The organism is Pseudomonas sp. WS 5027, from assembly GCF_012985695.1.
GTDB classification, from domain to species: domain Bacteria; phylum Pseudomonadota; class Gammaproteobacteria; order Pseudomonadales; family Pseudomonadaceae; genus Aquipseudomonas; species Aquipseudomonas hygromyciniae.
In genome coordinates this window covers 55,110-71,869 of record NZ_JAAQWU010000002.1, presented here as the reverse complement: position 1 = coordinate 71,869, position 16,760 = coordinate 55,110, and the positions used below count along the sequence as shown (strand labels likewise).

The following is a 16,760-nucleotide window of genomic DNA, read 5'->3' as shown; positions in this document are numbered from 1 at the left end:
CATGAGTGACATCCTTGCAGACAGCTTAGACGGCGTAGAGCGCCGGTCGCTGGCTGACTTCACCGAAAATGCCTACCTCAACTACTCCATGTACGTGATCATGGACCGTGCCCTGCCACATATCGGCGATGGCCTGAAACCGGTACAGCGGCGCATTATCTACGCCATGAGTGAGTTGGGCCTGGACGCGGATTCCAAGCACAAGAAGTCGGCGCGTACCGTTGGTGACGTGCTCGGCAAGTTCCACCCCCACGGCGACTCGGCGTGCTACGAAGCCATGGTGCTGATGGCCCAGCCGTTCAGCTACCGCTACACCCTGGTCGATGGTCAGGGCAACTGGGGTGCGCCGGATGATCCCAAGTCCTTCGCCGCCATGCGTTACACCGAGGCGCGGCTGTCGCGCTACTCCGAAGTACTGCTCAGCGAGCTGGGCCAGGGCACCGCAGACTGGGGCCCGAACTTCGACGGCACCCTCGACGAGCCGCTGGTCTTGCCGGCGCGCCTGCCCAATATCCTGCTTAACGGCACCACCGGCATCGCCGTGGGCATGGCCACCGACGTACCGCCGCACAACCTGCGCGAAGTCGCCACCGCCTGCGTGCGTCTGCTCGATGAGCCCAAGGCCACGGTCGAGCAGCTGTGCGAGCATATCCAGGGCCCGGACTACCCGACCGAAGCGGAAATCATCACGCCGCGTGCCGACCTGCTGAAGATGTACGAGACCGGCAAGGGCTCGGTGCGCATGCGTGCCGTGTACCACATCGAAGATGGCGACATCATCGTCACCGCCTTGCCGCACCAGGTCTCCGGCGCCAAAGTGCTGGAACAGATTGCCGCGCTGATGCAGGCCAAGCCGTCGAAATTGCCGCAAGTCGCTGACCTGCGTGACGAGTCCGACCACGAGAACCCTTGCCGCATCGTGATCATCCCGACCAATAGCCGGGTCGATCACGAAGTGCTGATGCAGCATCTGTTTGCCAGCACCGAGCTGGAATCCAGCTACCGGGTCAACGTCAACATCATCGGTCTGGACGGCAAGCCGCAGCTGAAAAACCTGCGCAACCTGCTGGTGGAGTGGTTGGAGTTCCGGGTCAATACCGTACGCCGCCGCCTGCAGTTCCGGCTGGACAAGGTCGAGCGTCGCCTGCATCTGTTGGACGGCTTGCTGATTGCCTACCTCAACTTGGATGAAGTGATCCACATCATCCGTACCGCCGAGCACCCGAAGGCCGAGTTGATCGCGCGTTTCGAACTGAGCGAAATCCAGGCCGACTACATCCTCGACACCCGCCTGCGCCAGTTGGCGCGCCTGGAAGAGATGAAGTTGCGCGACGAGCAGGACGCGTTGCTCAAGGAACAAGCCAAGCTGCAAGCGCTGCTGGGTAGCGAAGCCAAGCTCAAGAAGCTGGTGCGCAGCGAATTGATCAAAGATGCAGAGACCTATGGCGACGACCGCCGCTCGCCGATTGTCGAGCGTGCCGAGGCCAAGGCCCTGACCGAAACAGAGCTGTTGCCCAACGAGAAAATTACCGTCGTTCTGTCGGAAAAGGGTTGGGTTCGCTCCGCCAAGGGGCATGATATTGATGCCACTGGCCTGTCGTACAAAGCGGGGGATGGGTTCAAGACCGCCGCCGCAGGGCGCTCCAACCAGTTTGCGGTGTTTATCGACTCCACCGGGCGCAGTTATTCGGTGCCGGCCCATACCTTGCCGTCTGCGCGGGGCCAGGGCGAACCACTGACCGGCCGCCTGGCGCCACCGCCAGGGGCGAGTTTTGAGTGTGTGTTGCTGCCCGATGATGATTCGCTGTACGTCATCGCCTCCGACGCCGGCTACGGGTTCGTGGTCAAGGGCGAGGACTTGCAGGCCAAGAACAAGGCGGGCAAGGCCCTGTTGAGCTTGCCGAACAACGCCAAGGTGATCTTGCCGCGTCCGGTCGAGGACCGCGAAGGCAATTGGCTGGCATCGGTGACCACCGAAGGGCGCTTGTTGGTGTTTAAGATCAGCGACCTGCCGCAGTTGGGCAAGGGCAAGGGCAACAAGATCATTGGTATCCCAGGGGAGCGGGTGGCCAGTCGCGAAGAGTACGTGACCGACATCGCGGTGATCCCGGAGGGCTCGACCCTGGTGCTGCAAGCCGGCAAGCGCACGTTGTCCCTGCGCCCTGACGACCTGGAGCATTACAAGGGCGAACGCGGGCGCCGCGGGAACAAATTGCCCCGTGGCTTCCAGCGAGTGGATGCATTGCTGGTAGAAACACCCGCTTAAAGCGATATAGAGCGCCCGATCTACGATTTAACGCGTAGATCGGCGCTTTCGCGCTGGAGTCATGGCGCATATTCACGGATGATATGGCCTTTCCAGCGCCGGCGTGGCTGAGCGCGTATAGGTTATTTTTAGTATTACATTGTGGTTTGCCTTGTGGCAGCCACCTGGATGGGATGATGACTGCTCCACGCCTTCCTTTATTTTTGATGCTCGCTGGCCTTTTGGGGTTGGCGGGTTGCACTACGCACCAACCGGTGTCGCTGTACCAGCTGGATAGCGGAAATCCGGCGCAGCCAGCGCAAAGTGCTGGCATGGCGGTCTTGCTCGGGCCGGTAGTGGTTGCCGATTACCTGCAGCGTGAAACCCTGCTGCAACGCCAGGACGATGGCAGCCTGCAAGGCTCCATCGACGGCCGTTGGGCCGGTAGCTTGTCGTCGGATATCAACCAATTGATGCTGCGCCAGGTGGCCGGTCATCTGGACAGCCAGCGTGTGGTGCTGTCGCCGGCGCCCACCAGCTTTACGCCCGATGTGCAGGTATTGTTGACCATCACGCGCCTGGACTCCGGAGCTTCGCAGCCGGCCATCCTCGATGCGCAATGGCGCCTGATCGACCGCCGCGGCCAGGTGCGGGACAACCGCATCGTGCATCTGCAGGAACAGCATGCGGGCAGCACGGCCTCCCAGGTCCAGGCCCAGGGTGTGTTGTTGCAGCGTTTGGCAGAACAGCTGTCGGTAGCCCTCAAGCCGCTGGCCAACCAGCCACCGATTGCCGAGGCCCCGCGCAAACAGGCCCCGGCCCCCGCCAAGCCGGCGGCCCCGGAAAAGCCGAAGATCCCGATGGCTTCGCCGATTCGTACGGATATGGAAGTGTTCCGCTTCTGAGGTAAATGCCCCCTGTAGGAGCGAGCTTGCTCGCGAAAACCTCAAGGGCGCCGCGCTCATTCAGGATAAGCGCGTTAACGTTGACGATCTTCGCGAGCAAGCTCGCTCCTACACAGAGCCAATAAAAAGCCCACCCTTGAGTGATCAAGGGTGGGCTTTTTATTGGGGGGATGATTCAACCCTTGTTGCGGGTCTCATGCATCCGCGCCAACTGGCGCTCCAGCATCGACGGATAAGGCTCCATCAACCGCTCGACACAGCACGCGCCTTCCGGGCTGGCAATCGGGCGGATACGCGCGCGTTGGCGGATCAGTGCGTCGTCGCTGATCTTGCGCTCCACCAGCAGCAGGTTGCGGCTGTGTTGCGACAAGGCCAGGGCGTCCTGGGCGTTTTCGGTCAGCAGCAGATCGATCTGGCTCATGCCATACAGGTCGTCGCCCAAGGTCAGGCCCAGTTGCAGTTGCAGGGTGATGCCGCTGTCAGCGACTTCAATTTGCAACGCGTGGCCCAGGGCGCGCAGCAGCTCACCGCAGCAGATGGCATTGGTCAGGTAGTCTTCGCCACTGTCTTCGCTGTGGAACAGCATCAGCGTGCTGCCATCATTGAGGGTGTGCAGCTCGCTCTGGTACAGCGAAGCCGCCTGGTCGAGGCAGTCGCGGTAGCGTTCCAGCAACTCGGTCAGGCGGGCGCGGGGCAGGCGGCGCAATTGCTCCTGGGCGCCCAGTTGCACGGCCAGTACGGCGCTGTGCTGTGGCTGGGTGTTCTGGGAGACGGCAGGTTTTGGTGTCGGCAACGGTGCAGGCGTTGAGTCGTCGCGCAAGTCGGCAAACGGGTCGTCATCGTCCAGGCTGTCTTCGTCGGCCTTGATGGCCGTGCGCGGTACTGGCTTGAGGCCCACCACCGGCGCCGACTCGTCGAAGCTCGGGTCACGCAGGTTGCGCACCGCAAACTCGGGTTCGTCGTCGTAATCGGCGTCGTCAAACTCCGGTTCAGGCTCGACCTGCTGCACCGCCGGTTCCGGGGCGAAGCTTGTGTGCAACTGGCGGGCAAGGTCGCCGATCTCATCCTGGCGGTCGGTGGCCGGGGTATGTTCGTCGATATCGCGCAGCCAGATACGCAGTTGCATCAGGGGCGTGGAGATATGCCGGCCCAGGCGCAGGCTCAAGGCCAGAGCCAGAGCCAGCAGGATCGCGCTGAGGATGCCCATGCTTTGCAGGCTGATGGTCATCGGCTGCTGGAACTGTTGCATGTCCAGGCTGATGCGCAATTGGCCGGCCTTCACATCCTGAAACGTGATATTGCTCTGGTACAGGCCTTCGGCCTCACCCAGCAGGCCGTTTTTCGGGCGTTGCCCGGCTTCGGCCATGATCCGGTTGTCCACGCTGTAGATAGCGGCGTGGGCCACCAGCGGGTTCTTGGTCAGGTTGTTGAGCAGCACGTTGAGACTGAGGATGTCATTGGACACCAACAGTTCGGTCGCCGACGTTGCGGTCTGGGTCGTCAAGCTTTCGCCCAGGGCGTCGGCTTGCTCGTGCATGGCCTGTTTGAACTGCAGCCCCATCACGCAGGCATAGATCACCAGGGCCAAGGCGACCAGGATCACGTTATGGCTGGCAATGCGTAATGCGATCGGTACACGGCGGTGGCGCAGTGCCCGGAAGATCAGCAGGAAGAAATTATCGGTTTTTACTGGCGTGGGCCGGTTCACTTGCGCTCGGCTCTTGGTCCGTGAAGTTGACGCGCAGTATAGCGACAGGCCCAAGACCGGCAAAGCGCTGGCTGTGCCCGATGGTCACTGAAAGTGGGTAGAATGCGGTTTTTTTCCAGCCCGGGGGTGCGCTTTGCGCGAAATTGTCCTGATTAACATCACAGGTGAGGACCGTCCGGGTCTTACCGCAGCCATTACTGGTGTGCTCGCCCAGGGTGGTGTGACCATTCTCGACATCGGCCAGGCCGTGATCCACGACACCCTGTCGTTCGGCATCCTGGTCGAGATCCCGAGCACTGAGCAGGCCTCGTCCGTGCTCAAGGACATCCTGTTTACTGCCTATAAGCTGGATCAGCAGGTACGTTTCACCCCGGTTTCCGAAGAGGATTACCAGCATTGGGTGGCCGGCCAAGGCAAAAAACGCCATATCGTCACGCTGTTGACGCGCCGGGTGACCGCCGAACAATTGCAGCGGGTCAGTTCGATCACCGCGCAATATGGTCTGAACATCGATCATATCGACCGTCTGTCGGGCCGCATGCCGCTGGACATGCCGGCGGACCAGGGCAAGGGCTGTATCGAATTTTCGGTGCGCGGTGAGCCGGCCGATCCGCAGGCCTTGCGCGCCGAGTTCCTCAGCGTCGCCCAAGAGTTGAACGTCGATATCGCCTTCCAGGAAGACTCGCTGTTCCGTCGCAATCGCCGCCTGGCGGTATTCGACATGGACTCGACCCTGATCGAAGCCGAGGTCATCGACGAGTTGGCCAAGGCTGCGGGCGTTGGCGAGCAAGTTTCCGCGATCACCGAGCGCGCCATGGCGGGTGAGTTGGACTTTCGCGCCAGCTTCAAGGAGCGCCTGGCGCTGCTCAAGGGCCTGGACGTTAGCGTGCTGGATTCCATCGGCGCCTCGCTGCGCTTGACCGAAGGTGCCGAGACCCTGTTCGCCGAACTCAAGCGCCTGGGCTACAAGACGGCGATTCTGTCGGGCGGCTTTACCTACTTCGCCAAGCAATTGCAGGCCAAGCTGGGCATCGACTATGTGTTCGCCAACGAGCTGGAAGTGGTGGATGGCAAGGTGACGGGCGTGGCGGTCGAGCCGATTGTCGACGCGCAACGCAAAGCTGACTTGCTCAAGGAGTTGGCGCACAAGGAAGGTTTGCGTCTGGAGCAGACCATTGCGGTCGGCGACGGTGCCAACGACTTGCCGATGCTGGCTATCGCCGGGTTGGGCGTGGCGTTCCGTGCCAAGCCGTTGGTCAAGCAATCGGCCAAGCAGGCGATTTCGACCTTGGGCTTGGACGGTGTCCTGTATCTGTTGGGCTTTCGCGACCGCGACGGCCAATAACGACAGGAACGCGGTCAAAAATGTGGGAGCGGGCTTGCTCGCGAAGGCGGTGTGTCAGTCAACTAAGGTGTCTACTGTCACACCGCTTTCGCGAGCAAACCCGCTCCCACATTTGATTTTCGCTGTATTCGGATCAGGCTTTTGGCAGCGCGATACCCTGGCCCATCTGCACCGGGGTGCCTGCCGCCAGCTCTTGCGCCCACTGCACCTGGCCTGGGCCAAACAGCACGATAGCCGTCGAACCCAGCTTGAAGCGCCCCAGTTCCGCACCTTTTTCCAGGTGGATCGGCGCACGGGCGGCTTCGTCGTAGCGGAAGGTTTTCAGCTCGCGTTTCGGCGGCGTCACCAGGCCCGCCCATACGGTCTCGATCGACGCCACAATCATCGCGCCAACCAATACCACGGCCATCGGACCGCGTTCGGTATCGAACAGGCAGACAACTCGCTCATTGCGCGCAAACAACTCCGGCACGTTTTCGGCGGTGGTCTGGTTGACCGAGAAAATCCGCCCAGGCACGTAGACCATTTCCCGCAGGGTGCCGGCCAATGGCATGTGCACGCGATGGTAGTCCTTCGGCGACAGGTAGATGGTGGCAAAGTCACCGCCCATAAATGGCGCAGCAACGGCGGCGTCGCCACCGAGCAATTCCAGCACGCTGAAACTGTGGCCCTTGGCCTGGAATACACGGCCATGCTCGATCGGGCCGAGCTGGCTGACCGCACCGTCTGCCGGGCTCAACACCGCGCCCGGGGTCGGGTCCAGTGGGCGCGCGCCGTCTTTCAAGGCGCGGGTGAAGAAGGCGTTGAAGTGCTCGTAAGCGGTCACGTCTTCCACCAGTGCCTGGGACATATCCACTTGGTAACGCTTGGCGAACCAGGTGGTGAAGGCATTCTTGAACCAGCGCACGCGGCACTCGGCAATGCAGCCGGCCAGGCGCGACAGCAGGTGATGGGGCAGCAGGTACTGGCTGAGGATAAACAAACGCTTTTTCATGAACTGTCCTTAAACCTTAAATCTCGACGGGGGTGTCGGGGTGGTTGCCCCATTCGCCCCAGGAACCGGCATAACCTTTGACTCGCGGATAACCGAGCGCCTTGGCCACCAGGTAGGTGAAGCCAGAACGGTGGTGAGTCTGGCAGTGGGTAATGATTTCTTTGTCTTTGGTCAGGCCCAGGCCTTCGAGGATCTGCGGCATGTCGCGGCGGATCCGCAGGTTGCGCGCCTTGTCCATGCCGGCAGTCCACTCGAAGTTCACCGCGCCGGGAATATGCCCGCCTTTGGCAGCGAGGACTTTTTCGCCGGAGTACTCCAGCGGGCCACGGGCATCCCAGATGCACAGGTCGGCCGCGCCGAGGCGGCTTTGCAGGTACTCGCGGGTGGCGGTGGGTTCGTCGTGCAGGGTCAGGCTGACCGGCCCTGCAACGGCGGCGGCGACCTCGGTGGACACCGGGTGCTGTTCATCCAGCCAAGCCAGCAGGCCGCCATCGAGGTAGTGATATTTCTTGTGGCCGATCACGTCGAGCAACCAGATGAACCGCCCGGCCCAGCCGCCGCCTTCGTCGTCGTACACCACGTAGGTGGCGTCCGGGGTGTGGCCAAGTTCGCCGAACAGCTTTTCCAGGTCGGCCTTGGCCGGCAGCAGCCCCGGTGCGGGTGGCTGGCCCAGTTGGGTGCGCTTGGGATCAACGAAGTGCGCGCCGGGGATATGCCCTTGGGCGTAACGTGCGGCGCTGGTGAGGTCCACCAGAATCAACTGCTCGGCGGCGAGGTGATCCAGCAGATCGCTGGGCTCGATCACCAGCGGCAAGCCAGAAAAGTCAGGCATGTGAGGTCTCCCGGGCACTAGGTTTGGGCGATAAAAGAGGGCGATTGTAACGCAAGCATCAGGTGGTGCGGTTGGTAAAGCAGTGCAGGGCTTTCTCGATGCATTGGGCGGTTTTGCCGAAGGCCTGCACGGTGGTTTCGGAGAACGGCCCGCCACCCTGGTCGGCAATCATCAGCATCACCACCCGGCCATTACAGCTCAGGGAGCGCAACAGCAGGTGCTCGCCCACGAACAGGCGTCGCACTGAGGCAGGTAGCAGCGCCGCGAATTGTGCGTGATTGTCCGGGGTCAGGCGCACCTGCGCAGACTTCTCCAGCAGGCGTTGCAGCAGCGTGCTTTGTGCGGTCTCAAGGCTCAGGTTGGCGGCGTCCTTGGGCAGGCCGTCGACCTGATGCACGCGCAACGTGGCCAGGGCCTTGTCGGCCATCAGCAGCATGACGCGCTGCATGCCGCTGGCCACCAGGGCCTCCTTGGCGCAGGTGGTCAAGTGCATGGCGTTGGCGAAGCGACTCGGCTCCACCAACAACTCGCTGCAACGCTTGCGCCAGATTGCCAGGGCTTCGGCTGTGGGTGGCGGTGCTGGCAGCAGGCCGCGATGCACACGCTGCACGTGCCACGGCCAGATCAGCGCCAACGCCGGATGCCAGAGACCAGCGGTCAGGGTATGGCGGGCGCTGGTGGCGGCCTGTTGGTGCACTTGCTGCTGCACATCAGGCAGCGGTTGCTGCAGGTACAGCGCGGTAAGGTACTGCCAGCGCTGGGTGTGCGGGCAGGTCCAGGACTCTTGCGCCGCCAGTGCCATGCCATTGGCCAGTAGCACGGTGTTGGCCGGCTGGTTCAGCCAGCGGCGCAAGGCAGGGTCGTCATCGAGTTTTTGCTGTTGGCTCAACGGCACTTCATCGCGGGCGATGTGCAGGGCCTTGACCAGCAAGCGTTGTTCCTTGAGCAGCAGTTGGTAGCCCTGGGACACCCAGATCGGCAGGCGCCAGGCCTCGGTCAGCCCCAGGCACAGCTCCAGCAGGCGCACGCCAAACAGTTCCTGCTCGACCTTGCGTGCCGACTGGCCCTTGTGAATCACCCGCAGTTCCCATTCTTCCAGGAGCTTGGGGTAGGCCACGGCCATCGGCCACAGCGGCGAAAGAAACAGCAGGCTGCCCCAATGGATATCCTGCCAAAGCCGCGCCAGGCGGCTGGCGAACAGGCCGCTGGCTTGCTGCGAGGCATGTTGGCTGATCAGTTGCAGTTGGCGCAGGGCCACGGGGATTTCATTGAGTGGCACTGACGGCAGGCGCGCGAGCAATTCTTCGGTGCGCTTGAGGCCGAGGCGGTTGATCGCCACTTCAAGGTTTTCCGCAGGTTCTGCCAGGCTGCCGTGGGCCTGGTTGTTGGCTTCGCGCATGACGCTCAGGACCAGTGCCGGGCTGTCTTGCATCAGCTCTGCAATATCTCGCAACGAACGGCGGCTGTCGCCGATGGCCTTGCACACGGCCATGTGGCTCGCTTGCGGGACGGGCAGGTGAACCTCGTCCAGGCGCTTTATCCAGCCAGCCAGAGAGTTGGGTTTTGTTGTTGGGACTGTCGTTTCGTTTGCCATGATTGGGGCGCGATCATCACTTGCGGTCAACACGCCCGGAGCGGGCCGAACTGGCTTTTCGCCTTAACGGGCTATAGTCTGGCGCAGTTTTGCCGATAAGTAGAAGAAGAGTTTTTAGATCTTCCGAATATGTCCATGAACCCGACGGCGCAAGTACTCATCCCCTATGGCTAAAATTATCGGCATCATCGTCGTCATCGCAAGCGTGCTCGGCGGATACGTTCTGTCCCACGGTAAAATTGCTGCGCTGATCCAGCCCTTCGAAGTGCTGATCATCGGCGGTGCGGCGTTTGGCGCTTTCCTGCAGGCTAACCCCGGCTACATGACGATGCACGTGGTCAAAAAGTCGCTGGGCATGTTCAGCTCGCGCTTTTCCCACACCTTCTACCTGGAAGTGCTGGGCCTGGTCTACGAGATCCTCAACAAGAGCCGCCGTGAAGGCATGATGGCTATCGAGGGTGATATCGAGGACGCTGCGGCCAGCCCGATCTTCGCCAAGTACCCGGCCGTGCTCAAAGACGAGCGCATGACGGCCTACATCTGCGACTACCTGCGCATCATGTCCTCCGGCAACATGGCCCCGCACGAGCTGGAAGGCTTGTTCGACATGGAGCTGTTCAGCCTCAAGGAAGAACTCGAACACCCATCCCACGCCGTGACCGGCATCGCCGACGGCATGCCCGGCTTCGGTATTGTCGCGGCAGTACTGGGTATCGTGGTGACCATGGCGTCCCTGGGCGAAGGCGACCAGGCCGCGATCGGCATGCACGTGGGTGCAGCGTTGGTGGGGACCTTCTTCGGTATTCTCGCGGCGTATGGTTTCTTTGGTCCGCTGGCCACCTCCCTGGCCCACGATGCCAAGGAAGAGCTGAATATCTACGAAGCCATCAAAGCGTCGCTGGTGGCATCCGCTTCCGGCATGCCGCCGTCCCTGGCCGTGGAGTTCGGGCGCAAAGTGTTGTATCCGAAGCATCGTCCGAGCTTTGCCGAGCTGGAACAAGCAGTTCGCGGTCGCTAAGCCATGGAAAACAACCAGCCAATCATCATCAAGCGCGTCAAGCGCTTCGCTGCCGGGCACCACGGCGGCGCCTGGAAAATTGCGTTTGCCGACTTTGCGACGGCGATGATGGCGTTCTTCCTGGTGCTGTGGCTGATGTCCACCGCGACGCCGGAACAGAAGATCGCCATTGCCGGTTATTTCAAGGATCCCATCGGCTTCTCCGAGAGTGGCACGCCGTTTGTGATCGACCTCGGTGGTTCGCCAGAGTTGGCTCCCGAGCGCACCATCAACCCGGAAGTGCAGACCGAAGCGCCCCAGGAAAACATCCCGATTGAACGCCAGACCGTCGAAAGCATGGCCGAACAGGTCGAGCAGGAACGCCTGGAATTGTTGCTGCAAGAACTGCAGAACAAGGTTGACGAGAATCCGCAACTGCAGAAATTCAAGGATCAGATCCACTTCGAGATCACTCCGGACGGCTTGCGTATCCAGATCATGGATGCGGCCAACCGACCGATGTTCGATTCTGGCAGTGCGCGCCTGAAGCCTTACTTCGAAGACATCCTGCTGGCCATGGCCGACACCATCAAGGCGGTGCCGAACAAGATCAGCGTCAGCGGCCACACCGATGCCAAGCCGTATTCGGGCCTGGGTGATTTCGGCAACTGGGAGCTGTCTGCCAACCGCGCCAACGCTGCGCGCCGTGCCCTGGTGGCCGGCAGTTATCCGGATACCCAGGTAGCGCGCGTGGTGGGTTTTGCGTCATCGCAGCTGTTTGATGTGAAGGACCCGTTCAACCCGATCAACCGGCGCATTGATATTGTGGTGCTGACCAAAAAGGCCCAGCGCGCCATTGAAGGTGAACAGGGCGCCACACCGCCGGTACCGACCCAGGGCGATGGCGCACCGGGTGAAGTGCCGGTGGACCCGAACGCCCTGCCGCCAGAGCAGCAGCCGTTGCCGGCCCATGAGTTGCGCCAGAAGCTGAATCTGTTTGATGAGGGCGGGGTGAAGGCTCCGGGAGAAGCCCCAGCCGGTAGCTGATGCGCTTTGTGTCGGAGCGGGCTTGTGTGGGAGCGGGCTTGCTCGCGAAGACGTCGGCCCAGTAAACATTGAGGTTGGCTGACCCACCGCTTTCGCGAGCAAGCCCGCTCCCACACAAGCTCGCTCCTACATAAGCGTGTGCCTACAGCTTAATAGCTGCTCTCTGGCAAGCTGGCGATGATCGAGCGATAGCTGTTCATCCGCTGCTGCTGCACGCGGCCATCTTCCAAGGCCTTGAGCAAGGCGCAGCCTGGCTCGCGATCGTGCTTGCAGTCGCGGAAGCGGCAGGTGCCGATCAAGTCGTTGAACTCGATGAAACCGGCCTCTACATCGCTGCGGCTGACGTGGCCCAGGCCGAATTCACGGATGCCCGGTGAGTCGATCAACTCGCCGCCGCCCGGGAAGTGAAACAGGCGAGCGGTGGTGGTGGTGTGCGTGCCCTGGCCAGACAACTCCGACAGCGGGCCGACGCGGGTCTCGACTTCCGGCAACAGGCTGTTGACCAGCGACGACTTGCCCACGCCCGACTGGCCGACGAACACGCTGATGCGCCCGTCCAACTGCTGTTGCAGCTGTTCCATGCCATTGCCATGGTGCGCCGAGACTTCCAGTACCGGGTAACCCAGATGCCGGTAAACCGCGAGCAGCGCATTCAGCGCTGGCGCGTTGTGTTCGTCGATCAAGTCGAATTTGTTCAACAGCAGCAGCGGGCGGATGCCGGCGTGTTCGGCAGCCACCAGGTAGCGGTCGATCAGGTTGGCGTGGGGCTCGGGCAGCGGGGCGAAGACGATGACAATCATGTCGACGTTGGCCGCTACCGGCTTGAGTTGGCCGCGGCTGTCGGGGCGACGCAGTTCGGTGGTGCGCGGCAGTTGCGCGACGATCACCCCGATACCCTGGTTGCCGGCACGCCAGACCACCTTGTCGCCGGTTACCAGCGCGGGCAGGTTGGCGCGCAGGTGGCAGCGGAACACTGCGCCGGCCAGTTCGCCTTCCAGGGCTTCGACTTCGACCTGCACCCCAAAGTGTGCGATCACCAGGCCCGTTTGTTCGGGGCCCAGATCGCCGCCCTCTAGCGCTTCCACGGCAGAGGACTCACGTTTGGCGGCGCGGGCAGCGCGTTCACCCTGGATTTTTTCGATGCGCCAGTTTTGGCGGCGGTTGAGCTGGCGTTTGGCCATTGGTGTTCCGTGTCGATAATGCAAAAGGTTGGGTAAAACGGTCGCGAGTCTAGCACGCCGCCGCCTGCTAAACTGCGCAGCTACGCCAAGGTGCCAAGGAACTACAACATGCAAAACCCACAGAACCTGATTTGGATCGATCTGGAAATGACCGGTCTGAACCCTGACACCGACGTCATCATCGAGATGGCGACCATTGTCACCGACAGCAACCTCAACACCTTGGCCGAAGGTCCGGTGATCGCTATCCACCATAGCGACGCGGTGTTGGCCACTATGGACGAATGGAACACCCGCACCCACGGCAACTCGGGGCTGACCCAGCGCGTGCGCGACAGCCGCATCAGCATGGCCGAGGCTGAGGCTGAAACGATTGCCTTCCTGGAAAAATGGGTGCCCAAGGGCAAGTCGCCAATCTGTGGCAACAGCATCTGCCAGGACCGCCGCTTCCTCTATACCCATATGAAGGCGCTGGAAAGCTACTTCCACTACCGCAACCTTGATGTGTCGACCTTGAAAGAGCTGGCTGCGCGCTGGGCGCCAGAGGTCAAGGACAGCTTCCATAAGGGCAGCACCCACCTGGCCCTGGACGATATCCGCGAGTCGATTGCCGAGCTGCAGCATTACCGCAAGCATTTCATCAAGGCCTGATCCTACCGTTTGGCAGGTTTGTTGTGGGTATGTCGTGGCGAGCGGGCTTGCCCCCGCTGGGGCGCGCAGTGGCCCTAATTCAGCCACTGCAACCCTTCGGTCGGATATCATCGCCCACTATCGGGGCTGCTACGCAGCCCAGCGCGGGGCAAGCCCGCTCGCCACAACACGCCAGCTCTGCACAATATTCTTGCAAGGATCGCCATCATGCTGTTGATGCTCTACCTCATTGCCATCACCGCCGAAGCCATGACCGGTGCCTTGTCCGCCGGTCGGCGCGGCATGGATTGGTTTGGCGTGGTGCTGATCGCGTGCGTCACAGCCCTTGGCGGCGGTTCGGTGCGTGATGTGCTGCTGGGCCACTACCCGCTGACCTGGGTCAAACACCCGGAATATCTGGTACTGACTTCGGTTGCGGCCTTGGTGACGATCTTTATCGCGCCACTGATGCGCCATTTGCGCTCGTTGTTTTTGGCGCTGGACGCCGTCGGCCTGGTGGCCTTCACCTTGATCGGCTGCATGACGGCTCTGGAAATGGGCCACGGCATGCTGGTGGCCTCGGTCAGCGGCGTGATTACCGGGGTGTTCGGCGGCATCCTGCGGGATATATTCTGCAACGACATTCCGCTGATCTTCCGCCGCGAACTGTATGCCAGCGTGTCGTTCCTCGCGGCCTGGTGCTACATGCTGTGCATCTACCTCGAACTGCCCAGTGAGCAAGCTATCCTGCTCACCCTGTTCAGCGGTTTTCTGTTACGCCTGCTGGCGATCCGCTTTCATTGGGAAATGCCCAAGTTCGTCTACAACGACGAGCACTGACGGATCGCGTGCTGGTTCAGCGCCCATTCCACATGTTCGCGGACCAGTTCAGAGGGGTAATCCCGGCGCGCCTTCAACGCTTCGAGCACCGGAATGCTGGAGGGCGCATTCCCCAGGCCCACGGCCAGGTTGCGTAGCCAGCGCTCGTAACCGGCGCGGCGCAGCGGCGAGCCTTCGGTGCTGCTGAGGAATTTATCCTCATCCCACATAAATAACTCGGCCAGTTCGGCGTTATCCAGATTGTGGCGTGGCTTGAAATCGCTTTCTCCTGAAGGCCGGGCGAAACGATTCCACGGGCAAACGATCTGACAGTCATCACAGCCGAACACGCGGTTGCCAATCAATGGCCGCAGGTCTTCGGGGATCGCACTTTTAAGCTCAATGGTCAGGTAGGAGATACAGCGCCGGGCGTCGAGCACATAGGGCCCGACGAACGCATTGGTCGGGCAGATATCCAGGCAAGCGGTGCAGCGGCCGCAATGTTCGGTGCTGTGGGGCGGGTCGATAGGCAGCGGCAGGTCGACAAACAGTTCGCTGAGGAAGAAGTAACTGCCGGCCTTGCGGTTGAGGACCAGAGTGTTTTTGCCGATCCAGCCCAGGCCGGCCTTTTCGGCGATGGCTTTTTCCAGCACCGGGGCGCTGTCGACAAAGGCGCGAAAGCCAAACGGGCCGATCTGTGCCTGGATGCGGTCGGCCAGTTGCTGCACGCGCTTGCGGATCAGCTTGTGGTAGTCGCGGCCCAGGGCGTAACGGGAGATGTAGGCTTTTTCGGGTTGGGCCAGCAGTTGCGCCATTTGCGTGTCGCCGGGCAGGTAATCCATGCGCAGGGACACCACGCGCAAAGTGCCGGGTACCAACTCGTCCGGGTGCGAGCGCTTGCTGCCATGGGCGCCCATGTAGTCCATCTCGCCGTGATAGCCCGCGTCGAGCCAGCGCTGCAGGTGCTGTTCATGCTCGGCCAGGTCCAGGCCGCTGATGCCGACTTGTTGAAAGCCCAGCTCGCGGCCCCAGTCTTTGATCGATTGGGCGAGGGCGGGCAGATCGGTGGTAATAGCAGGCATGAGACGAGAGAAACCGCAGGTTAGATGCGTATAATTCTGCCAGACATCGGAGCTTGAAGACGCATGCCGCAGACAAAACACGAAATAACCGACGTTCAGCCCCTGTTGCCTGGCCATTTGCCGCAACTGGCTGCGCGTTCCCCAGCGGCCCACAAGGGCCAGTTTGGCCATGTCCTGGTCATTGGCGGCGACCATGGCTTTGGCGGTGCGTCGCTGCTGAGTGCCGAGAGCGCGCTGCGCAGTGGGGCTGGCCTGGTGTCCCTGGCGACCCGCAGCGAACATGTCCCGGCAGCCCTGACCCGCTTGCCGGAAGTCATGGCGCGGGGCGTGCATTCGGCCAATCAGTTGATGGCCTTGCTGGAAAAAGTCTCTGTGATCGTCATTGGTCCTGGCCTGGGCGACATGGCCTGGGGCAAAAGCCTGCTGTCGGTGGCCGCCAATGCCCGGCAACCCCAGGTCTGGGATGCTGACGCACTGAACCTGCTGGCCGCAGGCCATGTCGCTCTGCCGGCCGATTGCGTGATCACTCCGCACCCGGGTGAAGCGGCGCGGCTGATGGGGATCTCTACAGCCGAGGTTCAGGCCGACCGGCTTAAGGTGGCGCGCGCGCTGAGCCAGAAATTCAATGCCGTCACGGTGCTCAAGGGTGCTGGCAGCCTGATCGCCAGCCCGGATGGGCGGGTGGCGCGTTGTGATCAGGGGCATCCGGCCATGGCTTCGGCAGGCCTGGGTGATGTGCTCGCCGGCCTGATCGGCGCGCTGCTGGCCCAGGGCATGCCGGCGTTCGAGGCCGCCAGCCTGGCGGTGTGGTTGCATGCCACGGCGGGCGATCGCCAGGGCAGCTTTGGTCGCGGCTTGGCTGCCAGCGACTTGATTCCCGCCATTCGTCAGTTGTTGGAGGAGCAGTCACCGTGTCTGAAGTAACGCTGATTATTGCGGATGAAGAGGCCATGGTGGCTTTTGGTAAGCGCATTGCTGAAATCACTAAAGGCATTGGTCTGATTTTTCTACAGGGTGACCTGGGGGCCGGTAAAACCACGCTGTCGCGCGGCATCATCCGTGGGCTTGGGCATACCGGTGCGGTGAAAAGTCCGACGTTCACCCTGGTAGAGCCTTACGAAATAGGTGATATACGCGCGTTTCATTTCGACCTGTATCGCCTGGTGGATCCTGAGGAATTGGAGTACATGGGCATCCGCGATTACTTCGATGGCGAAGCGTTATGCCTGATCGAGTGGCCGGACAAGGGCACAGGCTTTTTGCCAAAGCCTGACCTGACCATTACCATTACCCCGCATGACAATGGGCGTCAGTTGAAATTGTTGTCCCAGAGCGCGCGCAGTGAGTCCTGGTGTGCCGCTTTGGATTTGGAATTCTAATA

Annotated in this window: 15 protein-coding genes; 9 read left to right on the top strand and 6 right to left on the bottom strand. The window is 61.7% G+C overall.

Features of this window, described 5'->3' with window-relative positions; all coding sequences use genetic code 11:
• The first annotated feature begins 1 nt into the window (after nucleotide 1).
• Both parC and HBO09_RS03290 read left to right on the top strand, forming a co-directional pair.
• Entirely contained in the window at nucleotides 2–2,266 is a 2,265-nt protein-coding gene (parC, locus tag HBO09_RS03295; RefSeq protein ID WP_057437367.1) for a DNA topoisomerase IV subunit A, read from the top strand.
• A 176-nt stretch (nucleotides 2,267–2,442) separates the two neighbouring features.
• Nucleotides 2,443–3,150 (top strand): ABC-type transport auxiliary lipoprotein family protein, encoded by a 708-nt coding sequence (locus HBO09_RS03290; RefSeq protein ID WP_057444497.1) that lies wholly within the window; start codon nucleotides 2,443–2,445, stop codon nucleotides 3,148–3,150.
• Between the two features lie 175 nt (nucleotides 3,151–3,325).
• On the opposite strand, the gene HBO09_RS03285 is transcribed toward HBO09_RS03290, so the two are convergent.
• Complete coding sequence (locus HBO09_RS03285) at nucleotides 3,326–4,858, bottom strand: AhpA/YtjB family protein (protein WP_169992208.1); 1,533 nt, start codon at nucleotides 4,856–4,858, stop codon at nucleotides 3,326–3,328.
• Nucleotides 4,859–4,991: 133 nt separating this feature from the next.
• Between HBO09_RS03285 and serB the strand changes: the two genes are divergently transcribed.
• Nucleotides 4,992–6,203, top strand: coding sequence for a phosphoserine phosphatase SerB (serB, locus tag HBO09_RS03280; RefSeq protein ID WP_169877657.1), 1,212 nt, complete (start codon nucleotides 4,992–4,994; stop codon nucleotides 6,201–6,203).
• Nucleotides 6,204–6,336: 133 nt separating this feature from the next.
• Here the strand turns inward: serB and asd are convergent, their stop codons facing one another.
• The 3 genes from asd to HBO09_RS03265 are packed head-to-tail and all read right to left on the bottom strand — an operon-like array spanning nucleotide 6,337 to nucleotide 9,623.
• The gene (gene asd, locus HBO09_RS03275; protein ID WP_104911461.1) at nucleotides 6,337–7,197 is read right to left on the bottom strand and encodes an archaetidylserine decarboxylase; all 861 of its coding nucleotides are present in this window, start codon (nucleotides 7,195–7,197) and stop codon (nucleotides 6,337–6,339) included.
• Between the two features lie 16 nt (nucleotides 7,198–7,213).
• Nucleotides 7,214–8,029 (bottom strand): rhodanese-like domain-containing protein, encoded by an 816-nt coding sequence (locus tag HBO09_RS03270; RefSeq protein ID WP_169992210.1) that lies wholly within the window; start codon nucleotides 8,027–8,029, stop codon nucleotides 7,214–7,216.
• A 58-nt stretch (nucleotides 8,030–8,087) separates the two neighbouring features.
• Nucleotides 8,088–9,623 (bottom strand): HDOD domain-containing protein, encoded by a 1,536-nt coding sequence (locus tag HBO09_RS03265; RefSeq protein WP_169992212.1) that lies wholly within the window; start codon nucleotides 9,621–9,623, stop codon nucleotides 8,088–8,090.
• 166 nt (nucleotides 9,624–9,789) lie between these two features.
• On the opposite strand from HBO09_RS03265, the gene motA reads away from it, so the two are divergent.
• Nucleotides 9,790–10,641: a flagellar motor stator protein MotA gene (gene motA / locus HBO09_RS03260; protein WP_169992214.1), complete on the top strand. Its 852-nt coding sequence runs from the start codon at nucleotides 9,790–9,792 to the stop codon at nucleotides 10,639–10,641.
• A gap of 3 nt (nucleotides 10,642–10,644) precedes the next feature.
• Nucleotides 10,645–11,667: a flagellar motor protein MotB gene (motB, locus tag HBO09_RS03255; protein ID WP_169992216.1), complete on the top strand. Its 1,023-nt coding sequence runs from the start codon at nucleotides 10,645–10,647 to the stop codon at nucleotides 11,665–11,667.
• 149 nt (nucleotides 11,668–11,816) lie between these two features.
• Here the strand turns inward: motB and rsgA are convergent, their stop codons facing one another.
• Nucleotides 11,817–12,848: a small ribosomal subunit biogenesis GTPase RsgA gene (gene rsgA, locus HBO09_RS03250; protein WP_169992219.1), complete on the bottom strand. Its 1,032-nt coding sequence runs from the start codon at nucleotides 12,846–12,848 to the stop codon at nucleotides 11,817–11,819.
• A gap of 108 nt (nucleotides 12,849–12,956) precedes the next feature.
• Here rsgA and orn point away from each other — a divergent pair, with 108 nt between their 5' ends.
• Together orn and HBO09_RS03240 are read left to right on the top strand one after the other, a co-directional pair.
• On the top strand, nucleotides 12,957–13,499 hold the full coding sequence (gene orn, locus HBO09_RS03245) for an oligoribonuclease (protein WP_010213620.1): 543 nt from the start codon (nucleotides 12,957–12,959) through the stop codon (nucleotides 13,497–13,499).
• 204 nt (nucleotides 13,500–13,703) lie between these two features.
• A complete protein-coding gene (locus tag HBO09_RS03240) occupies nucleotides 13,704–14,318 on the top strand; it encodes a trimeric intracellular cation channel family protein (protein WP_169851492.1) in 615 nt (204 codons plus the stop codon).
• Here HBO09_RS03240 and queG read toward each other — a convergent pair.
• Nucleotides 14,300–15,379 carry a tRNA epoxyqueuosine(34) reductase QueG gene (queG, locus tag HBO09_RS03235; protein WP_029299568.1) on the bottom strand — a complete coding sequence of 360 codons (1,080 nt, stop codon included), beginning with the start codon at nucleotides 15,377–15,379 and terminating at the stop codon, nucleotides 14,300–14,302. The genes HBO09_RS03240 and queG overlap by 19 nt on opposite strands.
• A 63-nt stretch (nucleotides 15,380–15,442) precedes the next feature.
• Between queG and HBO09_RS03230 the strand changes: the two genes are divergently transcribed.
• Nucleotides 15,443–16,303, top strand: coding sequence for an NAD(P)H-hydrate dehydratase (locus tag HBO09_RS03230; protein WP_169992221.1), 861 nt, complete (start codon nucleotides 15,443–15,445; stop codon nucleotides 16,301–16,303).
• Nucleotides 16,291–16,758, top strand: a complete 468-nt coding sequence (gene tsaE / locus HBO09_RS03225) for a tRNA (adenosine(37)-N6)-threonylcarbamoyltransferase complex ATPase subunit type 1 TsaE (protein WP_169992223.1) — start codon at nucleotides 16,291–16,293, stop codon at nucleotides 16,756–16,758. Before HBO09_RS03230 ends, tsaE begins: the two co-directional genes overlap by 13 nt.
• The last annotated feature ends 2 nt before the right edge of the window (nucleotides 16,759–16,760 follow it).

Excerpts from the sequence above, each read along its gene's own strand:
- parC (WP_057437367.1), top strand. The coding sequence starts at position 2 with ATGAGTGACATCCTTGCAGACAGCTTAGACGGCGTAGAGCGCCGGTCG.
- HBO09_RS03290 (WP_057444497.1), top strand. The coding sequence starts at position 2,443 with ATGACTGCTCCACGCCTTCCTTTATTTTTGATGCTCGCTGGCCTTTTG.
- asd (WP_104911461.1), bottom strand. The coding sequence starts at position 7,197 with ATGAAAAAGCGTTTGTTTATCCTCAGCCAGTACCTGCTGCCCCATCAC.
- HBO09_RS03270 (WP_169992210.1), bottom strand. The coding sequence starts at position 8,029 with ATGCCTGACTTTTCTGGCTTGCCGCTGGTGATCGAGCCCAGCGATCTG.
- HBO09_RS03265 (WP_169992212.1), bottom strand. The coding sequence starts at position 9,623 with ATGGCAAACGAAACGACAGTCCCAACAACAAAACCCAACTCTCTGGCT.
- motA (WP_169992214.1), top strand. The coding sequence starts at position 9,790 with ATGGCTAAAATTATCGGCATCATCGTCGTCATCGCAAGCGTGCTCGGC.
- motB (WP_169992216.1), top strand. The coding sequence starts at position 10,645 with ATGGAAAACAACCAGCCAATCATCATCAAGCGCGTCAAGCGCTTCGCT.
- rsgA (WP_169992219.1), bottom strand. The coding sequence starts at position 12,848 with ATGGCCAAACGCCAGCTCAACCGCCGCCAAAACTGGCGCATCGAAAAA.
- orn (WP_010213620.1), top strand. The coding sequence starts at position 12,957 with ATGCAAAACCCACAGAACCTGATTTGGATCGATCTGGAAATGACCGGT.
- queG (WP_029299568.1), bottom strand. The coding sequence starts at position 15,379 with ATGCCTGCTATTACCACCGATCTGCCCGCCCTCGCCCAATCGATCAAA.
- HBO09_RS03230 (WP_169992221.1), top strand. The coding sequence starts at position 15,443 with ATGCCGCAGACAAAACACGAAATAACCGACGTTCAGCCCCTGTTGCCT.